General features: G+C 28.2%; 32 protein-coding genes and 1 tRNA gene. 14 read left to right on the top strand and 19 right to left on the bottom strand.

Annotated features, from left to right (window positions below; all coding sequences use genetic code 11):
• Positions 1-2 precede the first annotated feature (2 nt).
• Positions 3-2,102 carry an acetate--CoA ligase gene (gene acs / locus ACTTAV_RS01335; RefSeq protein WP_440669686.1) on the top strand — a complete coding sequence of 700 codons (2,100 nt, stop codon included), beginning with the start codon at positions 3-5 and terminating at the stop codon, positions 2,100-2,102.
• On the opposite strand, the gene ACTTAV_RS01330 is transcribed toward acs, so the two are convergent.
• Positions 2,099-2,722: an esterase gene (locus ACTTAV_RS01330; RefSeq protein ID WP_440669684.1), complete on the bottom strand. Its 624-nt coding sequence runs from the start codon at positions 2,720-2,722 to the stop codon at positions 2,099-2,101. The genes acs and ACTTAV_RS01330 overlap by 4 nt on opposite strands.
• Before the next feature lie 125 nt (positions 2,723-2,847).
• Between ACTTAV_RS01330 and ACTTAV_RS01325 the strand changes: the two genes are divergently transcribed.
• The 6 genes from ACTTAV_RS01325 to purH all read left to right on the top strand — a co-directional run bounded on the left by ACTTAV_RS01325 (position 2,848) and on the right by purH (position 9,182).
• Positions 2,848-3,108, top strand: a complete 261-nt coding sequence (locus tag ACTTAV_RS01325; RefSeq protein ID WP_075519621.1) for a DUF4212 domain-containing protein — start codon at positions 2,848-2,850, stop codon at positions 3,106-3,108.
• Positions 3,108-4,922 (top strand): sodium:solute symporter family protein, encoded by a 1,815-nt coding sequence (locus ACTTAV_RS01320; RefSeq protein ID WP_440669683.1) that lies wholly within the window; start codon positions 3,108-3,110, stop codon positions 4,920-4,922. The genes ACTTAV_RS01325 and ACTTAV_RS01320 overlap by 1 nt, the downstream gene beginning before the upstream one ends.
• Before the next feature lie 68 nt (positions 4,923-4,990).
• The gene (locus tag ACTTAV_RS01315) at positions 4,991-5,347 is read left to right on the top strand and encodes a hypothetical protein (protein WP_440669681.1); all 357 of its coding nucleotides are present in this window, start codon (positions 4,991-4,993) and stop codon (positions 5,345-5,347) included.
• Positions 5,348-5,375: 28 nt separating this feature from the next.
• Positions 5,376-6,035, top strand: coding sequence for a ribulose-phosphate 3-epimerase (gene rpe, locus ACTTAV_RS01310; RefSeq protein WP_440669680.1), 660 nt, complete (start codon positions 5,376-5,378; stop codon positions 6,033-6,035).
• A gap of 4 nt (positions 6,036-6,039) precedes the next feature.
• Positions 6,040-7,647 carry a heparinase II/III family protein gene (locus ACTTAV_RS01305; protein WP_440669679.1) on the top strand — a complete coding sequence of 536 codons (1,608 nt, stop codon included), beginning with the start codon at positions 6,040-6,042 and terminating at the stop codon, positions 7,645-7,647.
• Positions 7,647-9,182: a bifunctional phosphoribosylaminoimidazolecarboxamide formyltransferase/IMP cyclohydrolase gene (gene purH, locus ACTTAV_RS01300; RefSeq protein ID WP_440669678.1), complete on the top strand. Its 1,536-nt coding sequence runs from the start codon at positions 7,647-7,649 to the stop codon at positions 9,180-9,182. The genes ACTTAV_RS01305 and purH overlap by 1 nt, the downstream gene beginning before the upstream one ends.
• Here the strand turns inward: purH and ACTTAV_RS01295 are convergent.
• Together ACTTAV_RS01295 and ACTTAV_RS01290 are read right to left on the bottom strand one after the other, a co-directional pair.
• Positions 9,179-9,514 (bottom strand): 4a-hydroxytetrahydrobiopterin dehydratase, encoded by a 336-nt coding sequence (locus tag ACTTAV_RS01295; RefSeq protein ID WP_440669677.1) that lies wholly within the window; start codon positions 9,512-9,514, stop codon positions 9,179-9,181. The genes purH and ACTTAV_RS01295 overlap by 4 nt on opposite strands.
• Positions 9,515-9,537: 23 nt before the next feature.
• A tRNA-Gly gene (locus tag ACTTAV_RS01290) sits at positions 9,538-9,612 on the bottom strand.
• A 64-nt stretch (positions 9,613-9,676) separates the two neighbouring features.
• On the opposite strand from ACTTAV_RS01290, the gene ACTTAV_RS01285 reads away from it, so the two are divergent.
• Entirely contained in the window at positions 9,677-10,324 is a 648-nt protein-coding gene (locus ACTTAV_RS01285) for an LON peptidase substrate-binding domain-containing protein (RefSeq protein WP_440669676.1), read from the top strand.
• Between the two features lie 2 nt (positions 10,325-10,326).
• Here ACTTAV_RS01285 and ACTTAV_RS01280 read toward each other — a convergent pair whose 3' ends face one another.
• Positions 10,327-11,397 carry a ubiquinone biosynthesis protein UbiB gene (locus ACTTAV_RS01280; RefSeq protein ID WP_440669674.1) on the bottom strand — a complete coding sequence of 357 codons (1,071 nt, stop codon included), beginning with the start codon at positions 11,395-11,397 and terminating at the stop codon, positions 10,327-10,329.
• A 65-nt stretch (positions 11,398-11,462) separates the two neighbouring features.
• On the opposite strand from ACTTAV_RS01280, the gene ACTTAV_RS01275 reads away from it, so the two are divergent.
• Together ACTTAV_RS01275 and ACTTAV_RS01270 are read left to right on the top strand one after the other, a co-directional pair.
• Complete coding sequence (locus tag ACTTAV_RS01275) at positions 11,463-13,553, top strand: DNA translocase FtsK (RefSeq protein ID WP_440671016.1); 2,091 nt, start codon at positions 11,463-11,465, stop codon at positions 13,551-13,553.
• Positions 13,528-14,100 (top strand): LolA family protein, encoded by a 573-nt coding sequence (locus ACTTAV_RS01270; RefSeq protein WP_440669673.1) that lies wholly within the window; start codon positions 13,528-13,530, stop codon positions 14,098-14,100. The genes ACTTAV_RS01275 and ACTTAV_RS01270 overlap by 26 nt, the downstream gene beginning before the upstream one ends.
• Here ACTTAV_RS01270 and ACTTAV_RS01265 read toward each other — a convergent pair whose 3' ends face one another.
• Genes ACTTAV_RS01265 through hisB form a run of 7 tightly spaced genes read right to left on the bottom strand, consistent with a single transcriptional unit; the run spans position 14,101 to position 17,924 of the window.
• Positions 14,101-14,604 carry a GNAT family N-acetyltransferase gene (locus ACTTAV_RS01265; RefSeq protein ID WP_440669672.1) on the bottom strand — a complete coding sequence of 168 codons (504 nt, stop codon included), beginning with the start codon at positions 14,602-14,604 and terminating at the stop codon, positions 14,101-14,103.
• Positions 14,601-14,966 (bottom strand): HIT domain-containing protein, encoded by a 366-nt coding sequence (locus ACTTAV_RS01260; protein ID WP_440669671.1) that lies wholly within the window; start codon positions 14,964-14,966, stop codon positions 14,601-14,603. Before ACTTAV_RS01260 ends, ACTTAV_RS01265 begins: the two co-directional genes overlap by 4 nt.
• Positions 14,963-15,235 carry a phosphoribosyl-ATP diphosphatase gene (gene hisE, locus ACTTAV_RS01255; RefSeq protein ID WP_440669670.1) on the bottom strand — a complete coding sequence of 91 codons (273 nt, stop codon included), beginning with the start codon at positions 15,233-15,235 and terminating at the stop codon, positions 14,963-14,965. Before hisE ends, ACTTAV_RS01260 begins: the two co-directional genes overlap by 4 nt.
• Before the next feature lies 1 nt (position 15,236).
• Positions 15,237-15,992 (bottom strand): imidazole glycerol phosphate synthase subunit HisF, encoded by a 756-nt coding sequence (gene hisF / locus ACTTAV_RS01250; RefSeq protein WP_440669669.1) that lies wholly within the window; start codon positions 15,990-15,992, stop codon positions 15,237-15,239.
• Positions 15,985-16,701, bottom strand: coding sequence for a 1-(5-phosphoribosyl)-5-[(5-phosphoribosylamino)methylideneamino]imidazole-4-carboxamide isomerase (hisA, locus tag ACTTAV_RS01245; RefSeq protein WP_440669667.1), 717 nt, complete (start codon positions 16,699-16,701; stop codon positions 15,985-15,987). The genes hisF and hisA overlap by 8 nt, the downstream gene beginning before the upstream one ends.
• Positions 16,702-17,328, bottom strand: coding sequence for an imidazole glycerol phosphate synthase subunit HisH (gene hisH / locus ACTTAV_RS01240; protein WP_440669666.1), 627 nt, complete (start codon positions 17,326-17,328; stop codon positions 16,702-16,704).
• Positions 17,329-17,333: 5 nt separating this feature from the next.
• Positions 17,334-17,924 carry an imidazoleglycerol-phosphate dehydratase HisB gene (gene hisB / locus ACTTAV_RS01235; protein ID WP_440669664.1) on the bottom strand — a complete coding sequence of 197 codons (591 nt, stop codon included), beginning with the start codon at positions 17,922-17,924 and terminating at the stop codon, positions 17,334-17,336.
• 91 nt (positions 17,925-18,015) lie between these two features.
• Here hisB and hslV point away from each other — a divergent pair, with 91 nt between their 5' ends.
• Positions 18,016-18,531 carry an ATP-dependent protease subunit HslV gene (hslV, locus tag ACTTAV_RS01230; RefSeq protein WP_440669663.1) on the top strand — a complete coding sequence of 172 codons (516 nt, stop codon included), beginning with the start codon at positions 18,016-18,018 and terminating at the stop codon, positions 18,529-18,531.
• Positions 18,531-19,904, top strand: a complete 1,374-nt coding sequence (gene hslU, locus ACTTAV_RS01225) for an ATP-dependent protease ATPase subunit HslU (RefSeq protein WP_440669662.1) — start codon at positions 18,531-18,533, stop codon at positions 19,902-19,904. Before hslV ends, hslU begins: the two co-directional genes overlap by 1 nt.
• Positions 19,905-19,906: 2 nt before the next feature.
• On the opposite strand, the gene ACTTAV_RS01220 is transcribed toward hslU, so the two are convergent.
• From ACTTAV_RS01220 to ACTTAV_RS01210, 3 genes are read right to left on the bottom strand one after another with little or no spacing between them, the layout of a single operon-like run.
• Entirely contained in the window at positions 19,907-20,671 is a 765-nt protein-coding gene (locus tag ACTTAV_RS01220; RefSeq protein WP_440669661.1) for a sulfotransferase domain-containing protein, read from the bottom strand.
• A 42-nt stretch (positions 20,672-20,713) separates the two neighbouring features.
• The gene (locus ACTTAV_RS01215; protein WP_440669659.1) at positions 20,714-21,124 is read right to left on the bottom strand and encodes a Smr/MutS family protein; all 411 of its coding nucleotides are present in this window, start codon (positions 21,122-21,124) and stop codon (positions 20,714-20,716) included.
• The gene (locus ACTTAV_RS01210) at positions 21,125-21,721 is read right to left on the bottom strand and encodes a Tim44/TimA family putative adaptor protein (RefSeq protein WP_440669657.1); all 597 of its coding nucleotides are present in this window, start codon (positions 21,719-21,721) and stop codon (positions 21,125-21,127) included.
• Between the two features lie 57 nt (positions 21,722-21,778).
• Between ACTTAV_RS01210 and ACTTAV_RS01205 the strand changes: the two genes are divergently transcribed.
• Together ACTTAV_RS01205 and ACTTAV_RS01200 are read left to right on the top strand one after the other, a co-directional pair.
• Positions 21,779-22,204, top strand: a complete 426-nt coding sequence (locus ACTTAV_RS01205; protein WP_440669655.1) for an FxsA family protein — start codon at positions 21,779-21,781, stop codon at positions 22,202-22,204.
• Positions 22,188-22,610, top strand: coding sequence for a protein-export chaperone SecB (locus tag ACTTAV_RS01200; protein WP_440669654.1), 423 nt, complete (start codon positions 22,188-22,190; stop codon positions 22,608-22,610). Before ACTTAV_RS01205 ends, ACTTAV_RS01200 begins: the two co-directional genes overlap by 17 nt.
• Here the strand turns inward: ACTTAV_RS01200 and dnaQ are convergent.
• The 5 genes from dnaQ to ACTTAV_RS01175 are packed head-to-tail and all read right to left on the bottom strand — an operon-like array spanning position 22,607 to position 26,051.
• Complete coding sequence (gene dnaQ, locus ACTTAV_RS01195; protein ID WP_440669653.1) at positions 22,607-23,272, bottom strand: DNA polymerase III subunit epsilon; 666 nt, start codon at positions 23,270-23,272, stop codon at positions 22,607-22,609. The genes ACTTAV_RS01200 and dnaQ overlap by 4 nt on opposite strands.
• Positions 23,273-23,842 (bottom strand): dephospho-CoA kinase, encoded by a 570-nt coding sequence (gene coaE, locus ACTTAV_RS01190; protein WP_440669652.1) that lies wholly within the window; start codon positions 23,840-23,842, stop codon positions 23,273-23,275.
• On the bottom strand, positions 23,839-24,633 hold the full coding sequence (aroE, locus tag ACTTAV_RS01185) for a shikimate dehydrogenase (protein WP_440669651.1): 795 nt from the start codon (positions 24,631-24,633) through the stop codon (positions 23,839-23,841). Before aroE ends, coaE begins: the two co-directional genes overlap by 4 nt.
• A gap of 19 nt (positions 24,634-24,652) precedes the next feature.
• A complete protein-coding gene (locus tag ACTTAV_RS01180; RefSeq protein ID WP_440669650.1) occupies positions 24,653-25,234 on the bottom strand; it encodes a nucleoside triphosphate pyrophosphatase in 582 nt (193 codons plus the stop codon).
• Entirely contained in the window at positions 25,227-26,051 is an 825-nt protein-coding gene (locus tag ACTTAV_RS01175; RefSeq protein ID WP_440669649.1) for a pyruvate, water dikinase regulatory protein, read from the bottom strand. Before ACTTAV_RS01175 ends, ACTTAV_RS01180 begins: the two co-directional genes overlap by 8 nt.
• Between the last annotated feature and the right edge of the window lie 45 nt (positions 26,052-26,096).

The raw sequence follows: 26,096 nt of genomic DNA, 5'->3' as shown, positions 1-26,096 counted from the left end.
TTATGCCAAAAAAAAAGAAGAAAACAAAATCAAAAAGAAAAACTTCAAAGAAAAGAAGAAAAAAAATTAAGAAAAGGTCATCTAAAAAAAGAAAAGTCTTAAAAAGAAAAAATAATACAGGAAAAAAATATCAAAAAAAAACAAAAGAAAAAAATAATCAGACATCTTCTGAATTGATTTTCAAAACTAAACCAGAATGGATAAAAAGTAGTCTTGCAAATAAAGCTCAATATCAAAAAAAATATAACGACTCTATTAAAAATAATAATGCTTTTTGGAAAAAAGAAGGAAAAAGAATTACCTGGATTAAACCATATAAAAAAATTAAAGATGTCAAATATAGTAAAGATGAAGTGAGGATTAAGTGGTTTGAAGATGGTACATTAAATGCTTCAGCGAACTGTATTGATAGACATTTAAAAGATAAAAAAGATAAAACTGCAATTATTTGGGTTGGTGATGATCCAAAAGATAATCAAAAAATTTCTTATAAACAACTTCATCAAAAAGTTTCTAAGGCTGCAAATGGATTAAAAAAATTAGGAATAAAAAAAGGAGATAGAGTTACAATTTATCTTACTATGATACCTGAGCTAGCAATTTTAATGTTGGCTTGTGCAAGAATTGGAGCTGTTCATTCAATAATTTTTGGAGGTTTTTCAGCAGAATCTATATCAGGAAGGGTTAATGATTGCGAGTCGGAGTATATAATTACTGCTGATGAAGGTGTGCGAGGAGGAAAAACAATTCCATTAAAAGCTACAACAGATGAGGCGTTAACTAACTGCCCTAATGTGAAAAAATGTATTGTTGTAAAAAGAACAGGTAATTATGTTTATTGGAATAATGATCGAGACGTATGGTATCACGACTTAATTAAAGATGTTTCTAATAATTGTGAACCAGAGGAAATGAATGCTGAAGATCCTCTTTTCATTCTTTATACTTCGGGATCTACAGGCAAACCAAAGGGTGTTTTACATACGACTGGTGGATACATGGTTTATGCATCAATGACTCATCAATACATTTTTAATTACAAACCAAAAGATATTTATTGGTGCACTGCTGATATCGGTTGGGTCACTGGACATAGTTATATAATATATGGACCTTTATCAAATGGTGCTACAACCATAATGTTTGAAGGTGTGCCTAATTATCCTGACAGCTCAAGATGGTGGCAAATAGTTGATAAATTTAAAGTAAATACTTTTTATACTGCCCCAACTGCAATTAGAGCTCTTATGAGAGAAGGCAGTGATCCAGTCAACAAAACATCGAGAAAATCACTAAAACTTCTTGGAACAGTAGGTGAACCAATAAATCCAGAAGCATGGATGTGGTATTATAAAACTGTTGGAAATTCTAAATGTCCAATTGTTGATACCTGGTGGCAAACAGAAACAGGAGGAATATTAATTGCTCCTCAAACTGGAGCTATCCCTTTAAAACCTGGGTCAGCAACAAAGCCTTTTTATGGAATAAAACCTTGTCTTGTCGATAAAGATGGCCAAGAAATTAAAGGCGCTGGAGAAGGTAGATTGTGTATTTCTCAATCATGGCCAGGTCAAATGAGAACAGTCTATGGAGATCATCAAAGATTTATAGATACATATTTTTCTCAATTTGATGGAAAATATTTTACTGGTGATGGATGTAGAAGAGACAAAGATGGATATTATTGGATTACAGGAAGAGTAGATGATGTAATTATTGTTTCTGGTCACAATCTTGGAACAGCAGAAATTGAAAGTGCATTCGTTGCACATCCAAAAGTAGCTGAAGCGGCAGTTGTGGGATACCCACATGATATAAAAGGAAATGGTTTATATTGTTATGTAACTTTGAATGCTGGAGAAACTGAAACAGGTGATCTTGAAAGAGAACTTAAACTTTGGGTTAGAAAACAAATTGGGCCATTAGCCACTCCAGATTTAATTCATTTTACTCCAGGACTTCCTAAAACAAGATCAGGAAAAATTATGAGAAGAATTTTAAGAAAGATAGCAGCTAATGAACATGGTCAATTAGGAGACACAACGACGCTAGCTGACCCAAGTGTTGTAGATAGTTTAGTGGAAAATAGAAAAAACACTTAAAAGTTTATTCTTTCATTAAATTCTTTTTTAACCACATCCCATTTTAAGATTACTGAATTTAAAACAATCTTACGATCTAAGCTTTTTAATTCATCAGATATTGGGGCCCATTCGTAAAGGGATAAAGCACTAGGATTAAAAGGTAAGTCTTTATAATAATTATCCCAATTTAATTTATGTAATCTTTCATCAAAATCTTTTTTAGCTTTATCAATGATATCTAATGGCATTTTATTTGATATCTCATCATCTAAAATTTTAAAAAAAATTTCTTTTGCTTTGTTAACTTCATTATAATTATTATTCACTTTCAAATGGGAAAATGTAAAAAAAGTAAGATCTTGAAGAGCAACTGCATAAATATTCCATTTGGCTAGATTTACAGAAGACATAAACTCATCATTATCAAAATGAAGAACATATCTAGTTCCCATTCTAGTTTTTAAATAACTATAAAGTGTAACTTGGGATACCCAAGCTGACTTAGTTTGTATAAAAATCTCAAGATCGTCCAAGGTTTTAATTTTTTTCTTGGGAATAAAAGCTTTAAACATTGCAAATAGGTAAACTTTAAAATCATTCCAAGTCAGATCTTTCCAGGATAATTTATATTTTGACATAAAATGCGGTATTTTGCATACTTATAACTCAAAAAGTCCCTTATTATTAACAATTTTAATACTTTAAATCTCTTTCATAATGGTTATGGTTTTTGCCAGTTATAACTAAAAAGAGAGAGGTATATATGTCAAAACAAGCACAACACTGGGAAAAAACCAGGGGATTGCTATTTGTTACATTAGCAATTTGGTTTGTATTCTCAATGGGCATCTTCCTTTTTGGGGCAGAAATGAACGAAGTTACGGGACCATTTGGTTATCCGTTAACTTATTGGTTCACTTGTCAAGGTTCTCTTGCAATTTTCGTAATCCTTATTTTCTGGTTTTCGAATAGACAAGAAAAAATTGATGAAGAGTTCGGCTTCAGCGAGAGAGGAGATGACTAATGATAAAAGGTAATTTTATAGACAATTTGCCTAAAGTTTATGGAATCTATACAGGAGGATTTATAGGTTTCATAATTATTATGGCAATTGCTGAGCAGATGGGTATGTCGGCTAAAGCGATTGGTATCGCTTTCGTAGCATTTACAGTAGCCATCTATGCTATAATTGGTTATCTATCACGTACAGCTCAAGCAGATGCATATTACGTAGCTGGAAGACAAGTACCAACCGTGTTCAATGGAATGGCGACAGCAGCAGACTGGATGTCTGGTGCATCGTTCGTTGCAATGGCAGGTGGTATTTATTTCAAAGGTTATGGTTATATGGCACTACTTGTAGGTTGGACTGGTGGATACGTGTTGGTTGCATCTTTATTAGCACCATACCTAAGAAAATTTGGCTGTTACACAGTTCCAGATTTTATCGGTACAAGATACGGTGGTAATTTAGCTAGATTTTGCGCAGTTGTAGTCTTAACTGTTGCATCATTTACTTATGTGACTGCACAAATTAACGCGACTGGAACTATTGCATCTGTTGCTTTAGATATTCCATTCCAATACGCTGTTTATGTTGGATTAGTAAGTATCTTATTATGTTCAATGTTAGGTGGTATGAGAGGAGTAACTTGGACACAGGTTGCACAATACATCGTGTTGATTATAGCTTATCTACTTCCAGTATTCTGGATCAGTAACAAAATTGGTGCAGGGTTTTTCCCTCACTTCATGCTAGCAGATGAAGTAGCTAGAATTGCTGATTTAGAACAACAGTTTGGTTTTGTAGCTAACTCGAAAGAGAATCTTGCTATGGTACCAAAAGGTTTAGCTGGAATAACTAAAGCTCACTCAGCGGTTAACGCTACACCTTGGGCATTTATTTCATTAGCACTAGCGATGATGATGGGAACAGCTTCATTGCCACACGTGATGATGAGATATTTCACTACTCCAAGTGTAAAAGCAGCTAGAAAATCTGTAGGTTGGTCAGTATTCTTTATCTTCCTACTTTATTCTTCTGCGCCAATGTTAGCGACACTGTCTAAATTAGCATTGATTGATCCGTCATTACCAACTGGTATTATCGGTAAATCAGTAGCAGATGTTCAAGCGATTGATTGGTATCAAAACTGGAACCAAGCTAATCTGATGTTTATCAGCGACTTTAACGGAAATGGAACTGTTGAATTAAACGAGTTCTTCATGGGTGGTAAAGCCGTTGTATTAGCAACACCAGAAATAGCTGGATTACCATATGTAATCTCAGGTCTAGTTGCAGCCGGTGGTATGGCAGCTGCCATGTCAACAGCAGATGGTTTAATTCTAGCAATTGCAAACGCTATATCACATGATGTTTACTATAAGATCATTGATCCAAAAGCGGAAACTGCAAAAAGACTAGTTGTTGCAAGGGTACTACTTGTAGTAATTGGTTTTGCTGGAGCAACAATCGCAGCTATGGAGATCCAAGGTATCTTAGGTTCAGTTATCTGGGCTTTTGACTTTGCGATGTCTGGTTTATTCTTCCCACTTGTACTAGGTGTATGGTGGAGTAGAGCTAACAGAGAAGGTGCAATAGCTGGTATGGTTCTAGGATTACTTTCAGGATTAGGTTACCTAATTTGGGTACGTAATGGTGGAAGTGGATTCTTAGGTATCACACAGTTAACATTTGGTATCTTCGGATCAGCTGTTAGTTTAGTTGCTATGGTAGTTGTAAGTTTAATGACTTCAGCACCTAATGCTGCTACACAAAGAATGGTTGATGAGTGTCGTATACCATCAGGTAAATCGATACTTGGAAAACAACACTAAATAATCTTATTAAGGGGCGATTAATTTCGCCCCTTTTAATTTCTCAAATTTTCCAATATAAATTTTAAATGTCAGCTAACTTTCATCCTTTAGTTTATATAATTGATTATATTCTTGGAGTGATTATGTGGACTTTAATTGGAAGAGTGGCTATGAATATTTTTCAAAGAGAAGACTCTCAATTCTTTTTTATGAGGGTGTTTGTAAAATTTACAAACCCTTTGATTACTTTATTTAAACCAATAACTCCTTCTTTCATAATCGGGCCTATGGTGCCTTTATACGTGGCATGGTTTTTCTTTATGATAAGATTTTATCTAATGCCTTGGATTTTAGGATATTCGGTAATGGGGATGTTATCTTTTCCATTGGAAAGTGAAATTTCGAGACAAATTTACCAATTTTTTAATTCAATTAAATTTTAAAAATTGATACTAGTTATTCTGGTTATCAATGAAAAAAATACAAATTTCACCCTCGATTTTATCAGCTGATTTTAGTCAGCTAGGTAATGAAATTAAAAGATTAGAAGAAGCTGGTGCGGATATGATACATGTAGATGTTATGGATGGCCATTTTGTTCCAAATTTAACTATTGGTCCTCCAGTAATAAAGGCATTAAAAAAACAATCATCAATGATTTTTGATGTCCACTTAATGATTTCTCCAGTTCATAAATATATCGAAGCCTTTTCAGATGCTGGCGCAGATATAATTACAATTCATCCTGAAGCTACTGATGATTTAAGTTCATCAATTCAAAAAATAAAAAAATTAGGAAAAAAAGTAGGTGTTTCTTTAAATCCTGAAACCAAAATTCAAGTGATACTTGATCACCTAGATAAAATAGATTTAGTTCTAATCATGAGTGTTAATCCTGGATTTGGCGGTCAAAAATTTATGCCAGAAGTATTAAATAAAATTAAAGATTTAAAAAAAATACAAAAAAGTAAAGGGTTTGATTTTGATATAGAGATAGACGGAGGTATCAATTTTGAAAACTCTAAAGAAGCTATAGAGGCTGGAGCAAATATTTTAGTTTCGGGAACTACAATTTTCAAAAGCAATAATGGAGATATTAAAAAAAATATTGAATTATTAAAATCAAAGTAATTTCATGATTTATATAAATCGATTATTTTTTAATTTTTTTGATTATATAAGAAAAATTTACCTTAACTCTACTTTTTATGACAGAAAAATTTCTAAAATTGATAATCATAATTTAATTTATAAACCTAGTCCTCACTTACTTTCATCATTAATTAAATATCATAAGCAAAAATTTAGAATTGAAGATTTTGCATTGGATAAAATTTGGAATAATAACAATATAACTACCAAAGATTTTAACCGTTTAAATAATTTTTATTGGTTCTTTAGCTTAGATTTAAAATCGTCAAGAAAAAATACTCAATCTGTTATAAACAATTGGATCAAACATAATTTTAAATATAACGAAAAAAGTTGGAATTTTGACTTAACAGCAAAAAGAATAATTGCTTGGTTATCTTGCCATAATCTTACTTATGATAATGATAATGAAGATTACAGAAATAACTTTAATTTAATTATTCAAAAACAGACAAATCACCTAATAAATGAAATAAATAAATCAAAATTAATTGATGATAAATTAATTGGGTGTGCATCAATCATATTAGTTGGTCTTTGTTATCAAAATGAGAATAAATATTTATCGTATGGATCAAATTTATTAAAAAAAATATCTAAAGAAGCTTTAGATAATTTTGGTTTTCCAAAATCAAGAAATGTCAAACAATTAGTTCTTTACTTAAAATATTTTATCTTAATTAGGGAGTGGTACAAAGAATCCCAAATTAAAATTCCCGAACATATTGATGAAACTATTCATTATCTCGGACAGGGCTATGCTTTTGTTTGGCAAAATATAAACTTCGATATTTTATATAATGGAAACAACAACTCAGATAATATTAATTTTGACAATTACCTTAAAAGATTGGGATATAAATTCAAAAATGAAAATCAAGATTTCGGGGGGTATATAATTTTAAAAAATAAAAAAATTTGTCTCACAATGGATGTGGGGCCAGTCCCGGTTTCAACATTTTCTAAGGATTATCAATCTGGTGCATTATCAATTGAAATAGTTTCTAATGGAAAAAAACTTATTACTAATTGTGGTTATTCAAAAAAAAATAACATCAAATTGAATGATTTATCAAAATCAACTGCAACACATAATACTCTTACAATTGATGACAATTCCTCTTGTAAATTTTATAAAATAGATAAAGTTTTATTTGTTAAAAAAGGACTTAAAGTATTTAAAAAAAATACTGTTTATGAAAAAAATTATTGGAAAATCAACGCTTCACACGACGGTTATAAAAAAAAATATAAAACAATACATGAGAGAGAAATTGAATTTTTTCCTGAGCAATCAACCTTTGTAGGTATAGATAAAATTATAAAAAAAATTAATAAAAATTACAAATTTGATATCAGATTTCATGTAGAGCCTGATGTTAAATTGATGAAAACACAAGATAACAAATCTATCTTAATTCAGTTAGAGAATGAAGGTTGGAAATTTACTTGTGATAACTTTGATATAAATATTGATAATGGTTTATATTTCGGTAATAAAAATTCATATACAAATAATCAAAATATTTTTATTTCTGGAATTTCTAACAACCAGATTGAAAATATAAAATGGAAAATTGAAAAGATATAATGAAAAAGATTAAATCAGCATTAATTTCTGTTTCTGACAAATCAAATCTAAAACCACTTCTGGAAATATTAAAGAAAAATAAGATCAATTTAATTAGTTCTGGTGGAACATTTAAAATAATAAAAAAATTAAAATTTGATTGCACCGAGGTTTCAGATTACACAGGATTTAAAGAAATTCTTAATGGCAGAGTTAAAACATTACATCCAAAGATTCATGCTGGAATTTTAGTAAAGAGAAATAATAAATCTCATTTAAAAGAATTAAAAAAAAATAACTTTGAAAATATTGACTTAATAATTGTCAATTTTTATCCTTTTGAAAATACTATAAAATTCACCAATAATAGAAATAAAATTATTGAAAACATAGATATTGGTGGACCTGCAATGGTTAGAGCAGCAGCAAAAAATTATAATGACGTAACTGTCATTACTTCTACAAATCAATATTCAGAACTTATAAATCAATTAGAAAAAAATAATGGAGCTACTTCATTAAAGTTTAGAGAAGAAATGTCTACAATAGCTTTTGCTGAAACGGCTTATTACGATTCTGTCATATCAAATTATCTTAATTTTAAATCTAATAATCATTTTCCCGAAAAGAAAACTGTTTATGGTAATTTAATTGAAAAATTACGTTATGGCGAAAATCCTCATCAAGAAGCTGCCTTATATTCACAGGGTGAAAATTTACCATTTAATAAACTTCACGGAAAACAATTAAGCTATAATAATTATAATGATATTTTTTCAGCATTAACTATCTCTAAAAATCTGCCAAAAAATGTGGGTACAGTTATAGTTAAACATGCCAATCCCTGTGGAGTATCAAGTTTAAAAAATAAAATAGATAGCTTTAAATCTGCTTTAGCATGTGATCCAATAAGCGCTTTTGGTGGTATTGTGTCTTGTAATTTTAGAATTAACAAAAAATTAGCAAAAGAAATTAATAAAATTTTTTTTGAAGTTATTATTGGTAATGGTTTTGACAAAGATGCTCTTCGAGAATTAAAATTAAAAAAAAATTTAAGAATTATTGATGCTTCAAATCTTTCATTTAGTGAAATTCTTAAACTCAATTCTGTAAATAACTCAATTTTAGTACAATCTGAAGACAATAAAATTTTTTCAAAAAAAGATTTTAGAATTGTTTCAAAAAAAAAACCAACAAAATCCCAATTTGATGATTTAATCTTTGCCTTTAATGTTTGTCGTTATGTTAAGTCTAACGCAATAGTGCTTGCAAACAACAAAAGTACTGTTGGTATTGGATCTGGACAGCCTAGCAGAGTTGACAGTTGCCAGATTGCAATTGATAAAATGAATAAATTTAATAATAACAAACATGAGATTGTTGCTGCATCTGATGCTTTTTTTCCTTTTGTAGATGGTGTGGAGAAATTAGTTCAATCTGGTGTTTCAGCAATTATTCAACCAAGTGGATCTATAAGAGATAAAGAAATTATTAAATTTGCTAATTTAACCGACACAGTCCTAATTTTTTCTAAAACTAGACACTTTAGACACTAAATCTTATCGATTTTGGCTGCCAATATAAAATCATTTTCTGACAACCCTTCTATTGCATGAGTTGTAATATTTATTTTAGCATAACCCCAGCCAAATGTAATATCTGGATGATGACCTTCTTCTTCAGATATTTTTCCTACTTCATTAATAAATTTCTGACTTTCTAAAAAATTTTTAAATGTAAATTTTTTTTCCAAAAAATATATATTCTTTTTATCATTCACTATATCCCAGCCATCAACTTTTTTTTGATATTTATGAATTTCTGAAATATCAAATGGCAAAACACCACCCTCGCATGGAATACATTTTTTTTCTGAAAGCTCTGACATATAAAATTATCTTTATGTTTTTTTGGAGCGGGCAAAGGGGGTCGAACCCTCGACCTTCTCGTTGGCAACGAGACGCTCTACCACTGAGCTATGCCCGCAAAAAAATTTAATATAGTGTGTCGTTTTTTTTAATTCAAGTAATATTAAATATGGTATGTTTTTATGATGAAAAAAGAAGAACTACCTCAAATATTATCAATTTTTCCTTTAAGCAATTTTATAATTTTTCCTAAAACTACAGTACCCTTAAATATTTTTGAGCCAAGATATATTGATATGATTAACGATAGTATGAGTAATAATAAACTCATAGGAATGATACAGCCAAGAAATTCAAAAAATGATCAATCTATTCCTCAGTTATATGATGTTGGTTGTATGGGAAAAATAACCAGTTTTAAAGAAAGTCAAAATGGTCAATTTTTGATTGAATTACAGGGTATAATTAGATTTGAAATAGTAAATGAAATAAAATCAGCCAAAAAATATAGAGAGTGCAAGATAGAATTTAAAAATTTTTATGAAGATTTAAATACACAGAATGACAATATCCAATTTTCAGATTTAAAATTAATTTTTAAAGATTTAAAAACTCTTTTTGAAAAACGAGGTTTTATTATTAATTGGAAAGGACTAGAAAAACAGAGTTTAAATGAAACAATAAATGCCTTGGCTATGGCATCTCCATTTACACTTGAAGAAAAACAAATTCTATTAGAAGCTAAAAACCTAGAATTAAGAAAAAACAGAATTTCACAAATTCTAACAACTTATTCATTTGATAACTACAATAATACTACAATTCAGTAGTGTCAAAAATCTAATCCGTTATTAGCTATTTTTTCAAATGATTTGTTTAAAAATTTGTTTTTTCCAATTACCTGAATTGATTTGCTTAAAATATTATTGTCCATCTTACTTTCAAGATTAAAAAATTCATAAACATAATCTATTCCGCGAGAAAAAAGATAATTTTTATGTTTAGTTTTTTTTTCAAAATCAATACAAATTGATTTATCTAATTCTAATCCATTATCTATTCTACAATTTATTAATTCACACAAAATATTAATATCCCTTATAGTCATATTAAAACCTTGTCCTGCGAGTGGATGTATTCGATGCAACAAATCTCCAAATGCTAAAATATTGTTGTGATAATAAGATCTTAGGTTAGTTGATTTTAACTCAAATGATGCTGGTTTTTCAAATAAAACTGATTCATATTTAAAATTATATTTTTCAAATAATTTTTTTAAATCAATATTTTTTTCACCTTTAACTGAATATACAATAGAAGTCTCTGTTTCTGATAGAGGTAAGAAAGCCAAGGGGCCTTTTCGAGTAAATATTTGACAGGCAACATTATTTTTTATTTTTTTATGTTTAATAATTGTAGTGTGTGCAAAACTATTATATTTTTTAATCAAATTTTTATAAAAAAATTTTTTTGTTATTTGATTTCTACTATCGCAATTAATAATTAAACTATATTCTTTTAAATTTAAATTTTCATAATTTTTTTTTTTTTTAAAATTACAAAATTTGTTAATTGTAAGTTTTGAAAGTAACTCTTTTTGTAATTGAAAATTTTTAATCATTGAAAAAAGGTCATAATTATCATTTTCAAAATTAAGGATTTTTTCACCCTTTAAATTTTCAGAATAAATTTCTATTTTATTTATGTTCCATAAAAATTTTTCAATATTTAGAATTTCACGATTGAAAAAATCAATATTTTTTTTTGATAAACCTATCGTTCTTTTTTTATTAAAATCTAAATTTTTTTGATCCAAAAAAATATCAACAAATATTCCTTTATTAACCAAAGATTTGGCTAAACTTAAGCTTGTTAATCCATTTCCTAATATACCAAGTTTCATAATATTTTTTTAATTTTAACAACAAAAATTAGATGATACAAAGTGTTAAATTTGATTCATCTAATATGGATATAAAAAAACTATCAAATACAGCATTGGCTTTTATTATCAAAAGATTAATTGAATTATTTGGTATTTGTATTTTTTTATTAGGTATTTTGTTAATTATTGCTTTAATCTCGTATTCTCCTGAAGATCCAAATTTTATTTTTCCAGAAAATACAGAAATCAAAAATATATTAGGATTTCAAGGCAGTTTCACATCAGATTTAATTTTTCAATCTATTGGTATTATTGCTTATTTAATTCCTTTTACTTTTATTTTCACAGGATTAAATATTTGTAAAAAAAAAGAAATTTTACTTTTTATAGAAAATTTTTTTCTAATCATAATTTATTCTTCCATAGGATCTTTATTTTTTAATTTTTATTATACAGAAAGTTTTGAATTTTATATAAATGGAAGTGGAGGTTTTGTTGGTAATTATTTGAACAAAACATTTATAAGCAATATAATTGAAACCCAACCAAATTTTTTCTACTATTTTCTTATATTAGCAGCACTATTTTTTTTCTTATTAAGTATAAGTTTCAACTTAAAGAATTTTTATCTAAGTTTAAAAAAATTAAATCTAATTTTCTTTAAAAAGGATATTAAAAATTATACGAATAAAAATGAAATTATAAATGAGTTCATTCCTCAAGATGAGATAAAGGATTTAATTCAAGAGGATCTACCATTTATTAAAGCAGAAAGTAATAGATCAACTAACAAAACCAAATTTTCCCTACCTACTGTCGATCTTTTAAAGATTCCAACAAAAAAAGAAAGAGACAATTCAGAAAAAAATGAAAATAGTGATCCAGAATTTCTTGAAAAAATTCTTTTAGACTTTGGTGTAGATGGAAAAATTAAAAAAGTTAGTAATGGGCCTGTTGTTACTTTAAATGAGTTTGAACCAGCGGCTGGCATTAAAGTTTCAAAAATAATTAATCTTTCTGATGATATTGCTAGAAATACAAGTTCCGAATCTGCACGTATTGCAACAATACCAGGGAGTAATACTATAGGAATAGAGCTTCCAAATATTCAAAGAGAGAATGTTTATTTAAGTGAAATAATTAATCACATAGATTTTAAAAAAAAGGATATCAAATTACCAATAGCTCTAGGAAAAAGTATTTCTGGTACACCATTAATCGGTGATTTATCATCTATGCCTCATTTACTTATAGCTGGTACTACTGGTTCTGGTAAATCCGTATGTATTAATACTATAATATTATCTCTACTCTACAAACATTCACCTGAGCGGTGTAAATTTATTCTGATTGATCCTAAAATGTTAGAACTTTCTACTTACGAAGGAATTCCACATTTATTATGCCCAGTTATCACTGAAGCCAAAAAAGCTGCATCTGTTTTAGGTTGGGTTGTAAAGGAAATGGAAAGTAGATATCGGTTAATGACCAAAGAAGGAGTTAGAAACATAGATGGCTACAATTCAAAGCACAAACTTCCTATGCCTTACATAGTTGTAGTTGTTGATGAAATGTCTGATTTAATGTTAGTTGCTGGAAAAGAAATAGAGAATTATATTCAAAAATTATCTCAAATGGCTAGAGCAGCTGGAATTCATATAATTATGGCTACTCAACGTCCAAGTGTCGATGTAATTACAGGCACAATCAAAGCAAATTTCCCAACTAGAATATCTTTTCAAGTAACATCAAAGATAGATAGTAGGACAATCTTAGGCGAACAAGGTGCAGAACAATTATTAGGTAAAGGAGATATGTTATATATGTCCTCTGCCAACAGAATAATAAGAATACATGCACCTTTTGTATCCGATAGTGAAATTGAAAAAATTAATAATTTTTTAAGATCTCAAGCTGAGCCAGATTATGTTGATGAAATTTTAAATTTTGCAGATGAAAAAGAAATGAATGAGTCCTCAAAAAATCAAGGTGATAAAGATGAATTATATCAAACCGCAGTAGAAATAATAAAATCTGAGGGAAAAGCATCAACCTCTTTTTTGCAAAGAAAACTTCAAATCGGATACAATAGAGCTGCAAGAATTATCGATATGATGGAAGCTGATGGTATTGTTAGTAAAGCAAATCATGTTGGAAAAAGAGATGTATTATAGTAAAAAAATTTTTGTAATTATTATTTTTACTTGTTTAATTAACAATGCCTCAGCCTCAATTAAAGAGAATATAATAAATAAATTTAAGAACATTGAAAATATATCATTCCAATTTGAACAAAATATAAATGGTAAAGTTGAAAATGGTAATTGCACTATTGAGTATCCAAAAAAAATTTATTGTAAATATGATCTTAGTAATCAAAAAATCCTGGTTTCTAATGGAAAATCTTTAGTTATTAAGACTTTAAGTAGCTACTATTTATATCCATTAGAAAAAACACCTTTAAATTCTATTCTAAATAAAGATTTCTTACTAAATAAAATTAAAAGTTTAAACGAAAGAAATGTTGGCGAAAACTTTATCAACTATAAATTTATTGAAAATGAAAATGAAATTAATTTATTTTTCGACAAAAAGACTTTCAACTTAATTGGCTGGCAAACTATTGATTTATACCAAAATATCAGCATTACTTATCTCTCTTCTATAAAAAGAAATCAAAAATTAGAAAAAGAATTATTTGTACTACCTAAACAAAATTAATTATAAAAATATAGTTTCAGTTTTAAAAATCCTCATGCCCCTAGCAATATAATTATTTAATGCATTTTTATGATCTAGTGAACAAGTGTGCACCCAAACTCTTTTTGCTTTATATAAAAATGAATTTCTAATAGCTTTTGATAGTAAATATGAGCCCAAATTTTTATTTTGATATTCCTCCAATAAACCCAGATACGCTATCTCAACCTCATTTTTCTCTGGATGTAAATTCAGTTCAAAATAACCTACAAAATCATCTGCATTTTTTAGAACATATGTTTTTACATTTTTATTAGATACATAATCAATCCATTGTTTTTCAGTCCAAACCAACCTATCTACCCAATGATGTTTTTTTCCAATATTTTTGTAAAAAAATTTATTCAATTGAAAATCAACAGGATCTACAAGATTAATAGAATAGTTTTCTGAAAAATTAGACTTCTCTTTTAAATCTTCTAAAAAATTTATTTCTAAATAATTTCTTTGAACTTTTTTGCTCACTCAACCATTTTACCAACTCTTTCACCTCCAAATAAATGAAAGTGTAAATGAGGTACCTCTTGGCCTCCATGTTCACTGATATTAGCTAGAGCTCTATAACCTTTTCCTGTATCTACTGAAATCCTAAGTTTTTTAGCAACAATATTTATTCCTTTTAATAGACCCACCATTTCATCAGATGATGCATTTAAACTAAAGTCGTCAAGATCGATATATTTTCCTTTTGGTATAACAAGGGCATGGATCTTTTTTTGGGGATTAATATCATGAAATGATAATACAAAATCATCCTCATAAATTTTTTTACAAGGAATTTCTCCTCTTAAAATTTTTGCAAAAATATTATTATCGTCGTAACTCATTTTTTTCTTTTGTTTAGTTCATTCATAACATCTTCTATTCTTACATCATTTGACTCTAAATACATTATTAAGTGATAAAAAACGTCAGCAGCTTCATGAATTTTGTTTGAATTATTTTCTACAGCCTCGATAAGTTCATTAATTTCTTCTAGTACTTTTTTTTTACTTAAAGACTTGTCACTTAATAATTTGTTTGTATAGGACCCATCTATAGGAGATTTTTTTCGTTCTCTCGCAAGATTGAATAAATTTTCTAGAGCACTTAGCATATCAAATTCTAACAGGTATTCCTTTTGAGTCCAAATATTCCTTTGCTTCTTTTACTGAATGTTTTCCGTAATGAAATATGGATGCAGCTAGAACAGCACTTGCTTTTCCTAATTTAATTCCATCTACCAAATGATCTAGATTCCCAACTCCACCCGATGCTATCACTGGTATATTTACTTTAGATGAAATTTTAGACATCAAATTAATATCATAACCAACTTGCGTACCATCTCTATCCATAGAGGTTACTAATAATTCTCCTGCACCATTTTCTTCCATTTGTTTTGCATAATCCAAAGCATTAATCCCACTGTTGTTTCTTCCCCCATGAGTGAATACTTCCCATTTATCTCCATTCTTTTTGGCATCTATTGCAACAACAATACACTGAGATCCAAACTTTTTTGAACTTTCTAGAACTACTTTTGAATTTTCGACTGCAGCTGTATTTATAGAAACTTTGTCAGCACCGCAGTTAAGTAGTTTATTAATATCTTCTACACTTCTAATTCCACCACCTACTGTTAAAGGAACAAAACATTTCTTCGAAGTTTTTTCTACAACATTATAAATTATATCTCTATTTTCATTAGAAGCTGTAATATCTAAAAAACAAATTTCATCTGCTCCACCATCACTGTAGATTTTGGCTTGTTCTACAGGATCACCTGCATCTTTTAGATCAACAAAATTTATACCTTTTACAACACGTCCATTTTGAACATCTAGACAAGGGATTATTCTATTTTTAAGCATCTTCTTTTACTAATTCTTCTAATTTAATATCACCATCATAGATGGCTTTACCAACTATTATACCTTCAATATTTTTTAAATTCTTTGCTTGTTTAATATCATCTATAGATGAAACTCCACCAGATATAACTACAGGGCAATTTGATAATTCAGCAACTTTTAATGTTTCATCAAAATTTGGACTTTGTTTCATACCATCACGATTAATATCTGTATAAATCAATCTGCTAACACCGTAATCGTTAACCTCTTTTAAGTAGTCTAAAGTTAATTGATTAGAACTTTCTTTCCATCCAGATACTGACAAATACCCATCTTTAGCATCTAAACCTAAAGCAATCTTATTTGGAAATTTTTCACATGCTTCTTTTAAAAAATTTTTATCTTTTATAGCAGCACTTCCTAAAATTACTTTATCTACACCAGCGTCTATATATTTTTGAATATTATCAAGATTTCTAATACCACCACCTATCTCAACCCTAAGATCAAATTTAGCAATTATGTCTTTAATGATATCTTGATTAACTGTTTCACCAGTTAAAGCACCATCTAAATCAACTATATGTAAATTTTTAAATCCATGCTCTTTGTATTTTCCTGCTTGCTTAACTGGAGACATTTTATACTCAGTTTTATTATCAAAATCTCCTTTAACTAACCTCACACACTTTTTATCTTTAATATCAATTGCTGGAAATATTTTCATTTACAAATTTATAAAATTATTAATTATTTTTAGACCAATCTTATCACTCTTTTCAGGGTGAAATTGAGTTCCAAAAATATTTTCTTTTTCAACAGAACAAACAATATTTGATGAATAATCAGTTGTTGCTGAAATTACATTTTTATCATTTGGTATAAATTCATAACTATGTACAAAATACATGTGAGAGTTATTTTCTATATTTTGAAAAATTTTACTTTCTTTTACAATATTAATTTGATTCCAACCAACGTGAGGAAGTTTAAATTTTCCATTTTGATTATCTATTTTTGATACTTTACCTGGAATCCAACCTAAACCTTTTCTTTCAGTTTCTTCATATCCAAAATCAGCAAACATTTGTAAGCCAACACAAATCCCAAGAAGAGGTTTTTTATTTGTGATTGCAAATTCGTTAAGTGTATCTGTAAGGCCTTTAATTTTGTTTAAAGCATCTACACAGCTTTTAAATGAGCCCTGCCCTGGTAAAACCACTTTATCACTTGATTTAATCTTATTTAAGTCTGAAGTAACTTCAATATTTACTTTATCTTGAGCAACTTCTTTAAAAGAGTTTATCACCGAGCTTATATTGCCCGAGTTATAATCAACAATAGTAACTTTCATTAATTTTATAATGAACCTTTAGTAGATGGAATTGATTTACTATTCCTAGGGTCTATTTCTAGTGCAGCTCTTAATGATCTTGCTAATCCTTTAAAACAAGACTCAATGATATGGTGACTATTATCACCATAAATATTTTCTACATGCAAAGTGATTCCTGCTGCTTGAGAAAAAGCTTGAAACCATTCTTTGAATAATTCCGTATCCATCTCACCAAGCTTTTCGACTTTTAATTTTACTTTCCAAATTAAATAAGGTCTATTCGAAATATCAATAGCAACTCGAGATAAAGTTTCATCCATTGGTATCATCGCATGTGCATATCTTCTAATGCCAACAGAATTTTTTAGTGCCTTTTTCAAAGCCTCACCGATTGCTATACCTGTATCTTCCGTAGTGTGGTGGAGATCAATATGAGTATCTCCTTTGGCTTTAATACTCATATCAATTGATGAATGCTTTGATAACTGTTCAAGCATATGATTAAGGAATCCTATTCCAGTATTAATCTTATACTTTCCCTTACCATCAATATTGAGATCAACACTTATACTGGTCTCTTTTGTTTTTCGACTAATTTTACCTTTACGCTTCATAATTTAAAAGAGGTATACATATATTATCCAAATATGGCAATAATACTAAACCTAGCCTTGAACTATTAAATTTAATATCCATTTATAAGCTATGACAACAATTGTGCTAGTGAGAAAAAACAACGAAGTAGTAGTTGCAGGTGATGGCCAAGTAAGTATGGGAAATACAGTGGTTAAAAGCACTGCTTCAAAAGTTAGAAAAATTGATAAAAGGGATGTTGTGGCTGGTTTTGCAGGATCTACTGCAGATGCATTAACTTTGTTTGAAAGATTAGAAGCTAAAATAGAAAAACATGCTGGAAATTTATCGAGAGCGGCTGTTGAATTAGCAAAAGATTGGAGAACAGATAAATATTTAAGAAGACTTGAAGCATTAATGGCTATTGGTGACAAAGATAATAGTTACATTATTTCTGGTACAGGTGATGTTTTAGAGCCTGAGGGAGATGTTATTGGAATTGGATCTGGTGGAAACTATGCTTTAGCGGCAGGAAAAGTTTTAATGAATACAGATATGAGTGCTGAAGAAGTTGCAAAAAAAGCAATTGAAGTTGCATCTGAAATTTGTGTTTTTACAAACAATAATATCAAAATTGAAAAAATTTAATGGAAAAATCTAACGTTACACCTCTAGTTCCTAAAGAAAAAAATTCTAAAGAAAATGAAACTTTAGTTAGTTCTTTATCTCCAAGAGAAATTGTATCTGAACTAGATCGTTTTGTAGTAGGCCAAAACAAAGCAAAAAGAGCTGTAGCTGTTGCCCTTAGAAATAGATGGAGAAGACAAGCTTTAAAAGGTGAAATGAAAAATGAAGTTTTGCCAAAAAACATTCTAATGATTGGACCGACTGGTGTTGGTAAAACAGAAATATCCAGAAGGCTATCGAAACTAGCAGAAGCACCATTTGTAAAAGTTGAAGCCACAAGGTTTACTGAAGTTGGTTATGTAGGAAGAGATGTCGAACAAATAGTAAGGGATTTAGTTGAGATTGCTATTTCAATGGAAAAAGTGAAGAAAAGGAAAGAAGTTTTCGCTAAAGCACAAAAAATGGCTGAAGAAAAAGTTTTAGATGCATTAGTTGGAAAAAAAGCAAGTTTAGCAACAAGAGAAAGTTTTAGAAAAAGACTTAGAGATGGTGATCTAGATGACAACGAAATAGAGATTGCAGTAAGTGATAGTGGTGGTAATAGCACCTCTTTTGAAATTCCAGGAATGCCTGGTGCCAATGTAGGCATGATTAATATTGGGGAAATGTTAGGCAAATCTATGGGCGGCAAAGAAAAAAAGAAAAAAATGACTGTTAAAGAGTCTCATGAGATTTTAATTAATGATGAGTCAGATAAATTAATTGAACAAGATAAGATTATTAAAGCCGCTAAAATTTCTACTGAAAATAATGGAATAGTTTTTTTAGATGAAATTGATAAAATTTCAGGAAGAACTGACAGAGTTGGAGGAGATGTTTCAAGAGAAGGTGTTCAAAGAGATTTATTACCTTTAATTGAAGGAACGACAGTAAACACAAAGTATGGGTCTATTAAAACTGACCATATTTTATTCATTGCCTCAGGAGCCTTCCAGCTTGCAAAACCATCGGACTTATTACCTGAGCTTCAAGGTAGACTTCCAATCAGAGTCGAATTAGAGGCTTTAACTAGTGATGATTTTAAGAGAATTTTGAAAGAACCAGATTTTAGTTTAATTAAACAATATATAGCTTTATTAAAAACTGAAAATGTTGATTTAGAATTTTCTGAAGATGGAATTGATACAATCGCAAAAATCGCTTCCGAAGTAAATACCACCGTAGAAAATATTGGTGCTAGAAGATTGCACACTATTATTGAAAAAATTTTGGATGAAATTAGTTTTACAGCAACTGATAGATCTGGAGAAAAAATTATAATAAATAAAGAATATATAAATAAAAATTTAGATACTCTTGTTAAAGATACTGATTTGTCAAAATTTATACTATAAAATCATTTTAGATAATTAAGTTCTCTCATCTCATTTTGAAGTTCTTTTTCTAAATTATGCTTAATTTCTTTGCTTGGACTAAGATTTTTCTGTAGTTCAAGCCCATTTATTTTATTTAAATCACAGGTTTTTAATGTGTTTTGAAATTTATCTTTCTCTAGAGTAAAGTTAACTTTACCCATACGAGAAATAAATTTTAAAATTTCTATAAAAACTTTTTCAGTGTCATAAATTATGTCTTCATATTTAATTAGACAATACCTGTTAAATTTATCAAAAGTTTTCCATGAATTATAATGATATTTCCAAGAACCTAGATAAGTTGTGCAATGATTTGAGGAATCTTTTCCTAGATATTGATGAGTCAAAATAATTTCTGATGATTGTTGATCAGATTGCTTAAAATCATTGGTCAAAGAAGACAATATACTTATAGGATCTCTAACAATATAAATTACTCCAAGAGTGTTATGTTTGTCAGTGAATTGAAAATCTTTTCTACTTACAAAACAACTATGTGTTTTTAAAAATCTAATAGCGTTTCCATCGGAATATAATTTTTGTGCTTTAATATAATTTCTATACATTGTTTCTTCATTGTTTATGTCCACTCCTAATTGCTTGAATAGTTCATTGTCAGGAAACTGTTTAATATTATTTAGTAATTCAGGATTATAAGAACCATCTTGTGAAAATACATATGTGGATAATAATGTTCTTATGATCTCATCTCCACTCTTAGGATATGATGCTAGCCAAATTATCATAACTAAAGTTATTATATTTGAGAATTACCAAAAATAAATAAATTATTTTTTTTTCAAATAAATATAAAAAGCTCCACTACCCCCATCCTCTATACTTGCCTCTTTAATATCAGAAATAATTTTCATGAGTTCTGAATTATTTTTAACAAACTCTGGTATTGAATATTTCAAAATACTAAGATCTTTTGAAACATATGGATTTTTTTCATTATCTGAGTGAAGACCTTTGCCGGTAACAATTATTAATTTGAAAATTTTTTCTTCATAAGACTTCTTAATGAAATCCTCGAGTACCTTATTAGCATTATCTAAACTATAGCCATGAAGATCTAAAGATTTTTTTTTTTTAACTTTTTTATTATTTTGAATATTATCCTTGTCAGGTAAATGATCTTTATTGGATAAAAAATTTTCCCAGTCCTTTTTATCTTTATTTGAAATTTTATTATTCACTTAGTTAAGAGTATTAACTAATAACCAATTTGGGTTAGGTGATCTCATATCTCTCGAAAATGTCCAAGTATCATATATAGTTTTTATTTTATCTGGACTTCCTGATATAATTTTTTTTTCTTTATCTCTTATACAAGTTATTATTTCACTTACAAAATCTACTGTCACTTGTAAGACTTTATCAATTTTTTTATGCTCTTTTATATCTGCTGACTTAATGCCAATAAAAGTTATCTCAGCAAAATGACCTCTATCATTTCTTTCTTTTAATGCTTTATTAAATTCTTCATAAATTTTTTTGCTAAGTAGAGGTTTGCTTGCAATAAGCTTATTATCGTTATCGCTGAAATCTGTAATTATAGTTTCATAAGCAATTTTAGCACCTTTCAAAAAATCACTCTGTGCTTCTTTATCAAAATTATCTTTTTTATTAATTTTATTTTCTTGATGGACTTTGTTCAAAACATTTTCAAATTGTGGTGATGTTTTTCCTTCAAAACCAGTCCTTTTGCCAAGAATTCCTCTTAATCTTAAGAAAATAAATCCAGCAATCATGGCTAATAGAATGATGTCTATATATTCGAAACTATAATTCATAGTAATAATTTAATTACTATGTTGATTAATTTCAACTAGCAATTAGATTAAAGACAAATGAACTCAGTATTAATTACTATTATCTTGGTACCGATTGTTGAGATTTATCTATTTATAAAGATTGGCGGAGAAATAGGAGCTTTAAATACAATTTTCCTAATATTTATAACTGCAATTATAGGCATAATATATGCCAGATACGAAGGTTTAAACACTCTTAGATCTGGATTTTCTCAGTTGATAAAAAATGAAACTCCTGCTTTTGAAATAATATCGGGTGCAGCGATTGCATTTGCTGCAGTGCTTTTAATTGTACCAGGATTTTTAACAGATATTTTGGGATTTATTTTAATATTTCCTATTACAAGAAAAATTCTTTTTAAGAAGTTTTCAAAAAAATTTAATGATGATACAAAAATAAAAAAACCATATATAGAAGGTGAATTTGAAGATTTAGAGGAGGATGATGAGCGAAAATTATAAAATAATGACTAAATTTATAAAAGATATATCTGGGGAAACACCTGATGTTGAAACATACATATATGCAAAAGATTTAATATCTAAATATCAGTTAAATATTGAAATTAACTCAAAACCTTTAAAAACACAGATAGTAGAAATTAATACAATGATTAAATTTCACGATAATACCGAAAGCAAAAAAAAAGCTCATTTTGAAATGACTTTTACAACGGTAATCAAATTAGATGACCAAATTAAAGATAAAAATATTTTACAAAAAATAATTTTATGTGATGTTCAAAAAGAAGTATATCCAGAAATTGAAAAAGCATTATTAAATCTTTTACATACCTCGGGGTACCCAAATATTAAATTTGAGAAAAAGGTTGATTTTGAGGAACTGTATAACAAGAAATTTAATTAAAAAAAATTTTTTTTCAAAAAATCTTTAAGATATTTTTCATGTTTTAGTTTTTCCTGTTCATTAGGTTTTATAATTTTTTTAAAATATAAAACATTTTTTTGATTTTTTATTTGTTCATTATTTAAATTTTCTTCTTCGAAATTTAAACTTGGTTCTTTTTGATCTAGCAAATTAATATAAACTTTTGATAATAATTGACAATCAATTAAAGCTGTATGGTTAGTTCTTTGAGAATTATCGATTCTATATTTTTTACAAAGTGCATCTAAACTAATAGAAGACCCAGGAAATTTATCTCTAGCCAAAATTAATGTATCGACAACTTCATTTTTGATAGAATCCTTTCCTGCTATTTTCAACTCATTATTCAAATGAGATATATCAAACTCTGCATTATGAATAATCAATCTCTTGTTTTTTATAAAACTTAAAAATTCATCAACTATTTCTTTGAATTTTTTTTTATCTGATAAAAATTCATCTGTATAACCATGAACCTCTAGAGCTTTTTCAGAAACTTTTCTCTCAGGGTTTAGGTAACAATGAAAATTGTTTTTTGTAGGTATTAAGTTTTCTAACTCTATACAACCTATTTCCACAATTCTATGACCATCTTTGGCCGATAATCCTGTTGTTTCTGTATCTAAAATAATTTCTTTCATTTATTGAATTTTTTTTAAAATATATTTTATATCTTTTTTTATGGATTTATTTGTAAAATTATTTTTTATAACAAATCTTGACCTTTTCTTTTTGTAGTCTAGTGGAAGTTGAATTTTTTTAAACCTCTTTACCAAATCACGATTAAAGTTATTCCTTTTTTTTAGTCTCCGATTTATGTCATTTTTTTTTGCTTGAATAAATATTAAAATATCACTTTTTTTATTAATCTTATTTTCTAACAATAACGGAATATCTAAAATAATTATTTTCTTTTTTTTATTTTTCCTCAAAAAAATTTTTAATTCTTTTCTAATTTCTAAATGGATAATTTTTATTATTTTTTTTAGGTTAATTTTATTTTTTAAAATAGCGCTAACAATTTCTTTTTTATTAATAGGAAATGAAGTAATAAATTTTGGTAATTGTTTTTTTAATTTATTAAATATTTTTTTATTCGTTTTATATAATTTTGATACTTCTGAATCTGCGTTAAAAACAGGATAGCCAAAATTTTTAGCTACATAACTTTTGCCAGAACCTATATCTCCTAAAATACCAATCCTAATCATTTGTCCAACAGCTTATATATTTCTTCATTTATTACTGGCTTAACTCCATGCCACAACTTAAAAGCCTCATAAGCTTGGTAGATAAACATTTTTTTTCCATTAGCAGTAAGATTTCCTGATTTTTTGGCATTCTTAAGAAAATTTGTTTCCGGTGGATTATAAATAATGTCAAAGAAAAACTTGTTTTTTTCTAATTTTGAAAAATCTAATTCAATTTTATCACTAAAATTTAAACCTAAACTTGTAGCATTAATTATCATATCAAAATCAGGTAGGTTTCCCCAATCCACAACTTTTATGTTTTTAAACAATTCTTTAACGTTTTCTGCTTTTTTTCTAGTTCTATTGCTCAATGTAATATCATTGACTTCCATTTTTTTAAGAGCAAAAATAATTGATGGAACTACTCCACCAGCACCAAGTATGAAAACTTTTTTTCCTTTAACATTAAAGTTTGTATCCTTTAAAGAATGTTCAAACCCTGCTATATCTGTATTATGCCCAATAATAGTGTCTTCATCTAAATAAATTGTGTTAACTGATTGAGTACTTTCTGCCTCTGGACTAAGTTTATCTAAATATGAAATTATTTCTTTTTTAAATGGTACTGTAACATTAACACCATTGAGTTTTTTTTCTCTTATTTGATCTACTAAACTTTTAAGATCAGAAGTATTTAATTTTTTCTTATCGTACTCTGCAAATATATTGTTTTTTTTTATCCAATAATTATGCAGTAATGGGGACAAAGAATGTTCTATTGGATTTCCAATTACAAGATATTTTTTCATTCCAAATAAGTTTTATTCATTAGTAATTGCTTAAGTATTCCTTTATCTTTTTTATAGGAAGACCCATTATTGTATCTTCATCACCATCAATATTTGAAAACAAATGTCTTCCCTCTCCTTCTATTTGATAAACATTATATGAATATAATGCTTCATCTGATATTTTTGACAAATATTTTTTTAAATCATTATCATCAAATTTTTTCATAGTAAGTGTTGCTTTATCTGTAAATTCCCAAATTCTTGTACCATTTTTCGAAATACAAACTGAACTCACTAGATTGTGTTTTTTTCCATTTAATTTTTTTAAAATTTCAAAAGCCTCTTCTCTACTTTTGGGCTTAGAAATTAATTCACCATCCAAATCAATCACACTATCTGCACCTAAAACTAGTTTATCAATTTTTTTTTGGCTGACTTTACATGATTTAAGTTCAGAAAGATTTTTTGATATAATTTCTGGTGAAGCTTTTTCTTTTAATAGACTTTCTTTTATAACATCTTCATCTACATTAGATGGTTGAATTGTGTTTGGAATATCATATTTGTCTAATATGTCCTTTCTAACCTTACTTTGAGATGCGAGAATTATTTCAACCATTTTGTTTATATATTTCGTATATTTTAATTACTGAAGCCGCAGTTTCCTCTACCGACTTTCTAGTAACGTCTATTAAAGGCCATTTATATTTTCTAAAAGTATTTTTTGCATCCTCTACTTCTTTTCTTATCTTATCAATATCAACATATGAATTATTCTCTGTTTCTTTTAATGTGTTCATTCTATTTTTTCTTATCTCAGCCAATCTTTCTGCCTCAGTACTTAGTCCTATTACGCATGATATTTTTGGATTTTCCTTCAAAATTTTTGGTATAGAGTTTTCATTTACTAATGGAATGTTTGATGTTTTAAAGCCTTTGTTTGCTAAATAAATTGATGTTGGTGTTTTACTTGTTCTGCTTACACCCAACAATATTATATCTGACTTTTTAATTTCTTTAACAAGATTGCCATCATCATGGTTCATTGTAAATTGGATTGCTTCTATTCTCTTATAATATTCATCATTTAATTCATATTGACCACTTGGTTGATGTGAAGCTTTTTGATTTAAAAGTTTCGAAAAACTTAAAATTAAATCACCTAATATACCGAAACATGGAATTTTTTTTTCATCACTTACTTTGGCCAGATGTTTAGCAAGATTACTATCCACTATGGAGTACAAAATTATAGAGCTAGAGTTTTTTTGTGCCTCAGAAATTATTTTACTAATTTGATTCTCGGTTCTTGTAAAAGAATAAGTGTGTATTTTATAATCTATATTGGTAAATTGAGCTTTAATAGCAGTAAAAATCCTATCCAAGGTTTCCCCCGTAGAATCAGATATTAAATAAATTTGATAAGTATTACTCATGTATAAAATGTTGATAAAATTGTTTAACCCATTCTATTAATAACA

The sequence above is a fragment of the Candidatus Pelagibacter sp. HIMB1483 genome (assembly GCF_052048135.1).
Classification (GTDB): Bacteria; Pseudomonadota; Alphaproteobacteria; order Pelagibacterales; family Pelagibacteraceae; genus Pelagibacter.
The sequence above is the reverse complement of the archived record's forward strand: the minus strand, read 5'-3'. Positions and strand labels throughout refer to the sequence as shown.

Bases quoted from the DNA above. Each gene is read 5' to 3' on its own strand.
- acs (WP_440669686.1), top strand. From the start codon at position 3: ATGCCAAAAAAAAAGAAGAAAACAAAATCAAAAAGAAAAACTTCAAAG.
- ACTTAV_RS01330 (WP_440669684.1), bottom strand. From the start codon at position 2,722: ATGTCAAAATATAAATTATCCTGGAAAGATCTGACTTGGAATGATTTT.
- ACTTAV_RS01325 (WP_075519621.1), top strand. From the start codon at position 2,848: ATGTCAAAACAAGCACAACACTGGGAAAAAACCAGGGGATTGCTATTT.
- ACTTAV_RS01320 (WP_440669683.1), top strand. From the start codon at position 3,108: ATGATAAAAGGTAATTTTATAGACAATTTGCCTAAAGTTTATGGAATC.
- ACTTAV_RS01315 (WP_440669681.1), top strand. From the start codon at position 4,991: ATGTCAGCTAACTTTCATCCTTTAGTTTATATAATTGATTATATTCTT.
- rpe (WP_440669680.1), top strand. From the start codon at position 5,376: ATGAAAAAAATACAAATTTCACCCTCGATTTTATCAGCTGATTTTAGT.
- ACTTAV_RS01305 (WP_440669679.1), top strand. From the start codon at position 6,040: ATGATTTATATAAATCGATTATTTTTTAATTTTTTTGATTATATAAGA.
- purH (WP_440669678.1), top strand. From the start codon at position 7,647: ATGAAAAAGATTAAATCAGCATTAATTTCTGTTTCTGACAAATCAAAT.
- ACTTAV_RS01295 (WP_440669677.1), bottom strand. From the start codon at position 9,514: ATGTCAGAGCTTTCAGAAAAAAAATGTATTCCATGCGAGGGTGGTGTT.
- ACTTAV_RS01285 (WP_440669676.1), top strand. From the start codon at position 9,677: ATGATGAAAAAAGAAGAACTACCTCAAATATTATCAATTTTTCCTTTA.
- ACTTAV_RS01280 (WP_440669674.1), bottom strand. From the start codon at position 11,397: ATGAAACTTGGTATATTAGGAAATGGATTAACAAGCTTAAGTTTAGCC.
- ACTTAV_RS01275 (WP_440671016.1), top strand. From the start codon at position 11,463: ATGGATATAAAAAAACTATCAAATACAGCATTGGCTTTTATTATCAAA.
- ACTTAV_RS01270 (WP_440669673.1), top strand. From the start codon at position 13,528: ATGTTGGAAAAAGAGATGTATTATAGTAAAAAAATTTTTGTAATTATT.
- ACTTAV_RS01260 (WP_440669671.1), bottom strand. From the start codon at position 14,966: ATGAGTTACGACGATAATAATATTTTTGCAAAAATTTTAAGAGGAGAA.
- hisE (WP_440669670.1), bottom strand. From the start codon at position 15,235: ATGCTAAGTGCTCTAGAAAATTTATTCAATCTTGCGAGAGAACGAAAA.
- hisF (WP_440669669.1), bottom strand. From the start codon at position 15,992: ATGCTTAAAAATAGAATAATCCCTTGTCTAGATGTTCAAAATGGACGT.
- hisA (WP_440669667.1), bottom strand. From the start codon at position 16,701: ATGAAAATATTTCCAGCAATTGATATTAAAGATAAAAAGTGTGTGAGG.
- hisH (WP_440669666.1), bottom strand. From the start codon at position 17,328: ATGAAAGTTACTATTGTTGATTATAACTCGGGCAATATAAGCTCGGTG.
- hisB (WP_440669664.1), bottom strand. From the start codon at position 17,924: ATGAAGCGTAAAGGTAAAATTAGTCGAAAAACAAAAGAGACCAGTATA.
- hslV (WP_440669663.1), top strand. From the start codon at position 18,016: ATGACAACAATTGTGCTAGTGAGAAAAAACAACGAAGTAGTAGTTGCA.
- hslU (WP_440669662.1), top strand. From the start codon at position 18,531: ATGGAAAAATCTAACGTTACACCTCTAGTTCCTAAAGAAAAAAATTCT.
- ACTTAV_RS01220 (WP_440669661.1), bottom strand. From the start codon at position 20,671: ATGATAATTTGGCTAGCATCATATCCTAAGAGTGGAGATGAGATCATA.
- ACTTAV_RS01210 (WP_440669657.1), bottom strand. From the start codon at position 21,721: ATGAATTATAGTTTCGAATATATAGACATCATTCTATTAGCCATGATT.
- ACTTAV_RS01205 (WP_440669655.1), top strand. From the start codon at position 21,779: ATGAACTCAGTATTAATTACTATTATCTTGGTACCGATTGTTGAGATT.
- ACTTAV_RS01200 (WP_440669654.1), top strand. From the start codon at position 22,188: ATGAGCGAAAATTATAAAATAATGACTAAATTTATAAAAGATATATCT.
- dnaQ (WP_440669653.1), bottom strand. From the start codon at position 23,272: ATGAAAGAAATTATTTTAGATACAGAAACAACAGGATTATCGGCCAAA.
- coaE (WP_440669652.1), bottom strand. From the start codon at position 23,842: ATGATTAGGATTGGTATTTTAGGAGATATAGGTTCTGGCAAAAGTTAT.
- aroE (WP_440669651.1), bottom strand. From the start codon at position 24,633: ATGAAAAAATATCTTGTAATTGGAAATCCAATAGAACATTCTTTGTCC.
- ACTTAV_RS01180 (WP_440669650.1), bottom strand. From the start codon at position 25,234: ATGGTTGAAATAATTCTCGCATCTCAAAGTAAGGTTAGAAAGGACATA.
- ACTTAV_RS01175 (WP_440669649.1), bottom strand. From the start codon at position 26,051: ATGAGTAATACTTATCAAATTTATTTAATATCTGATTCTACGGGGGAA.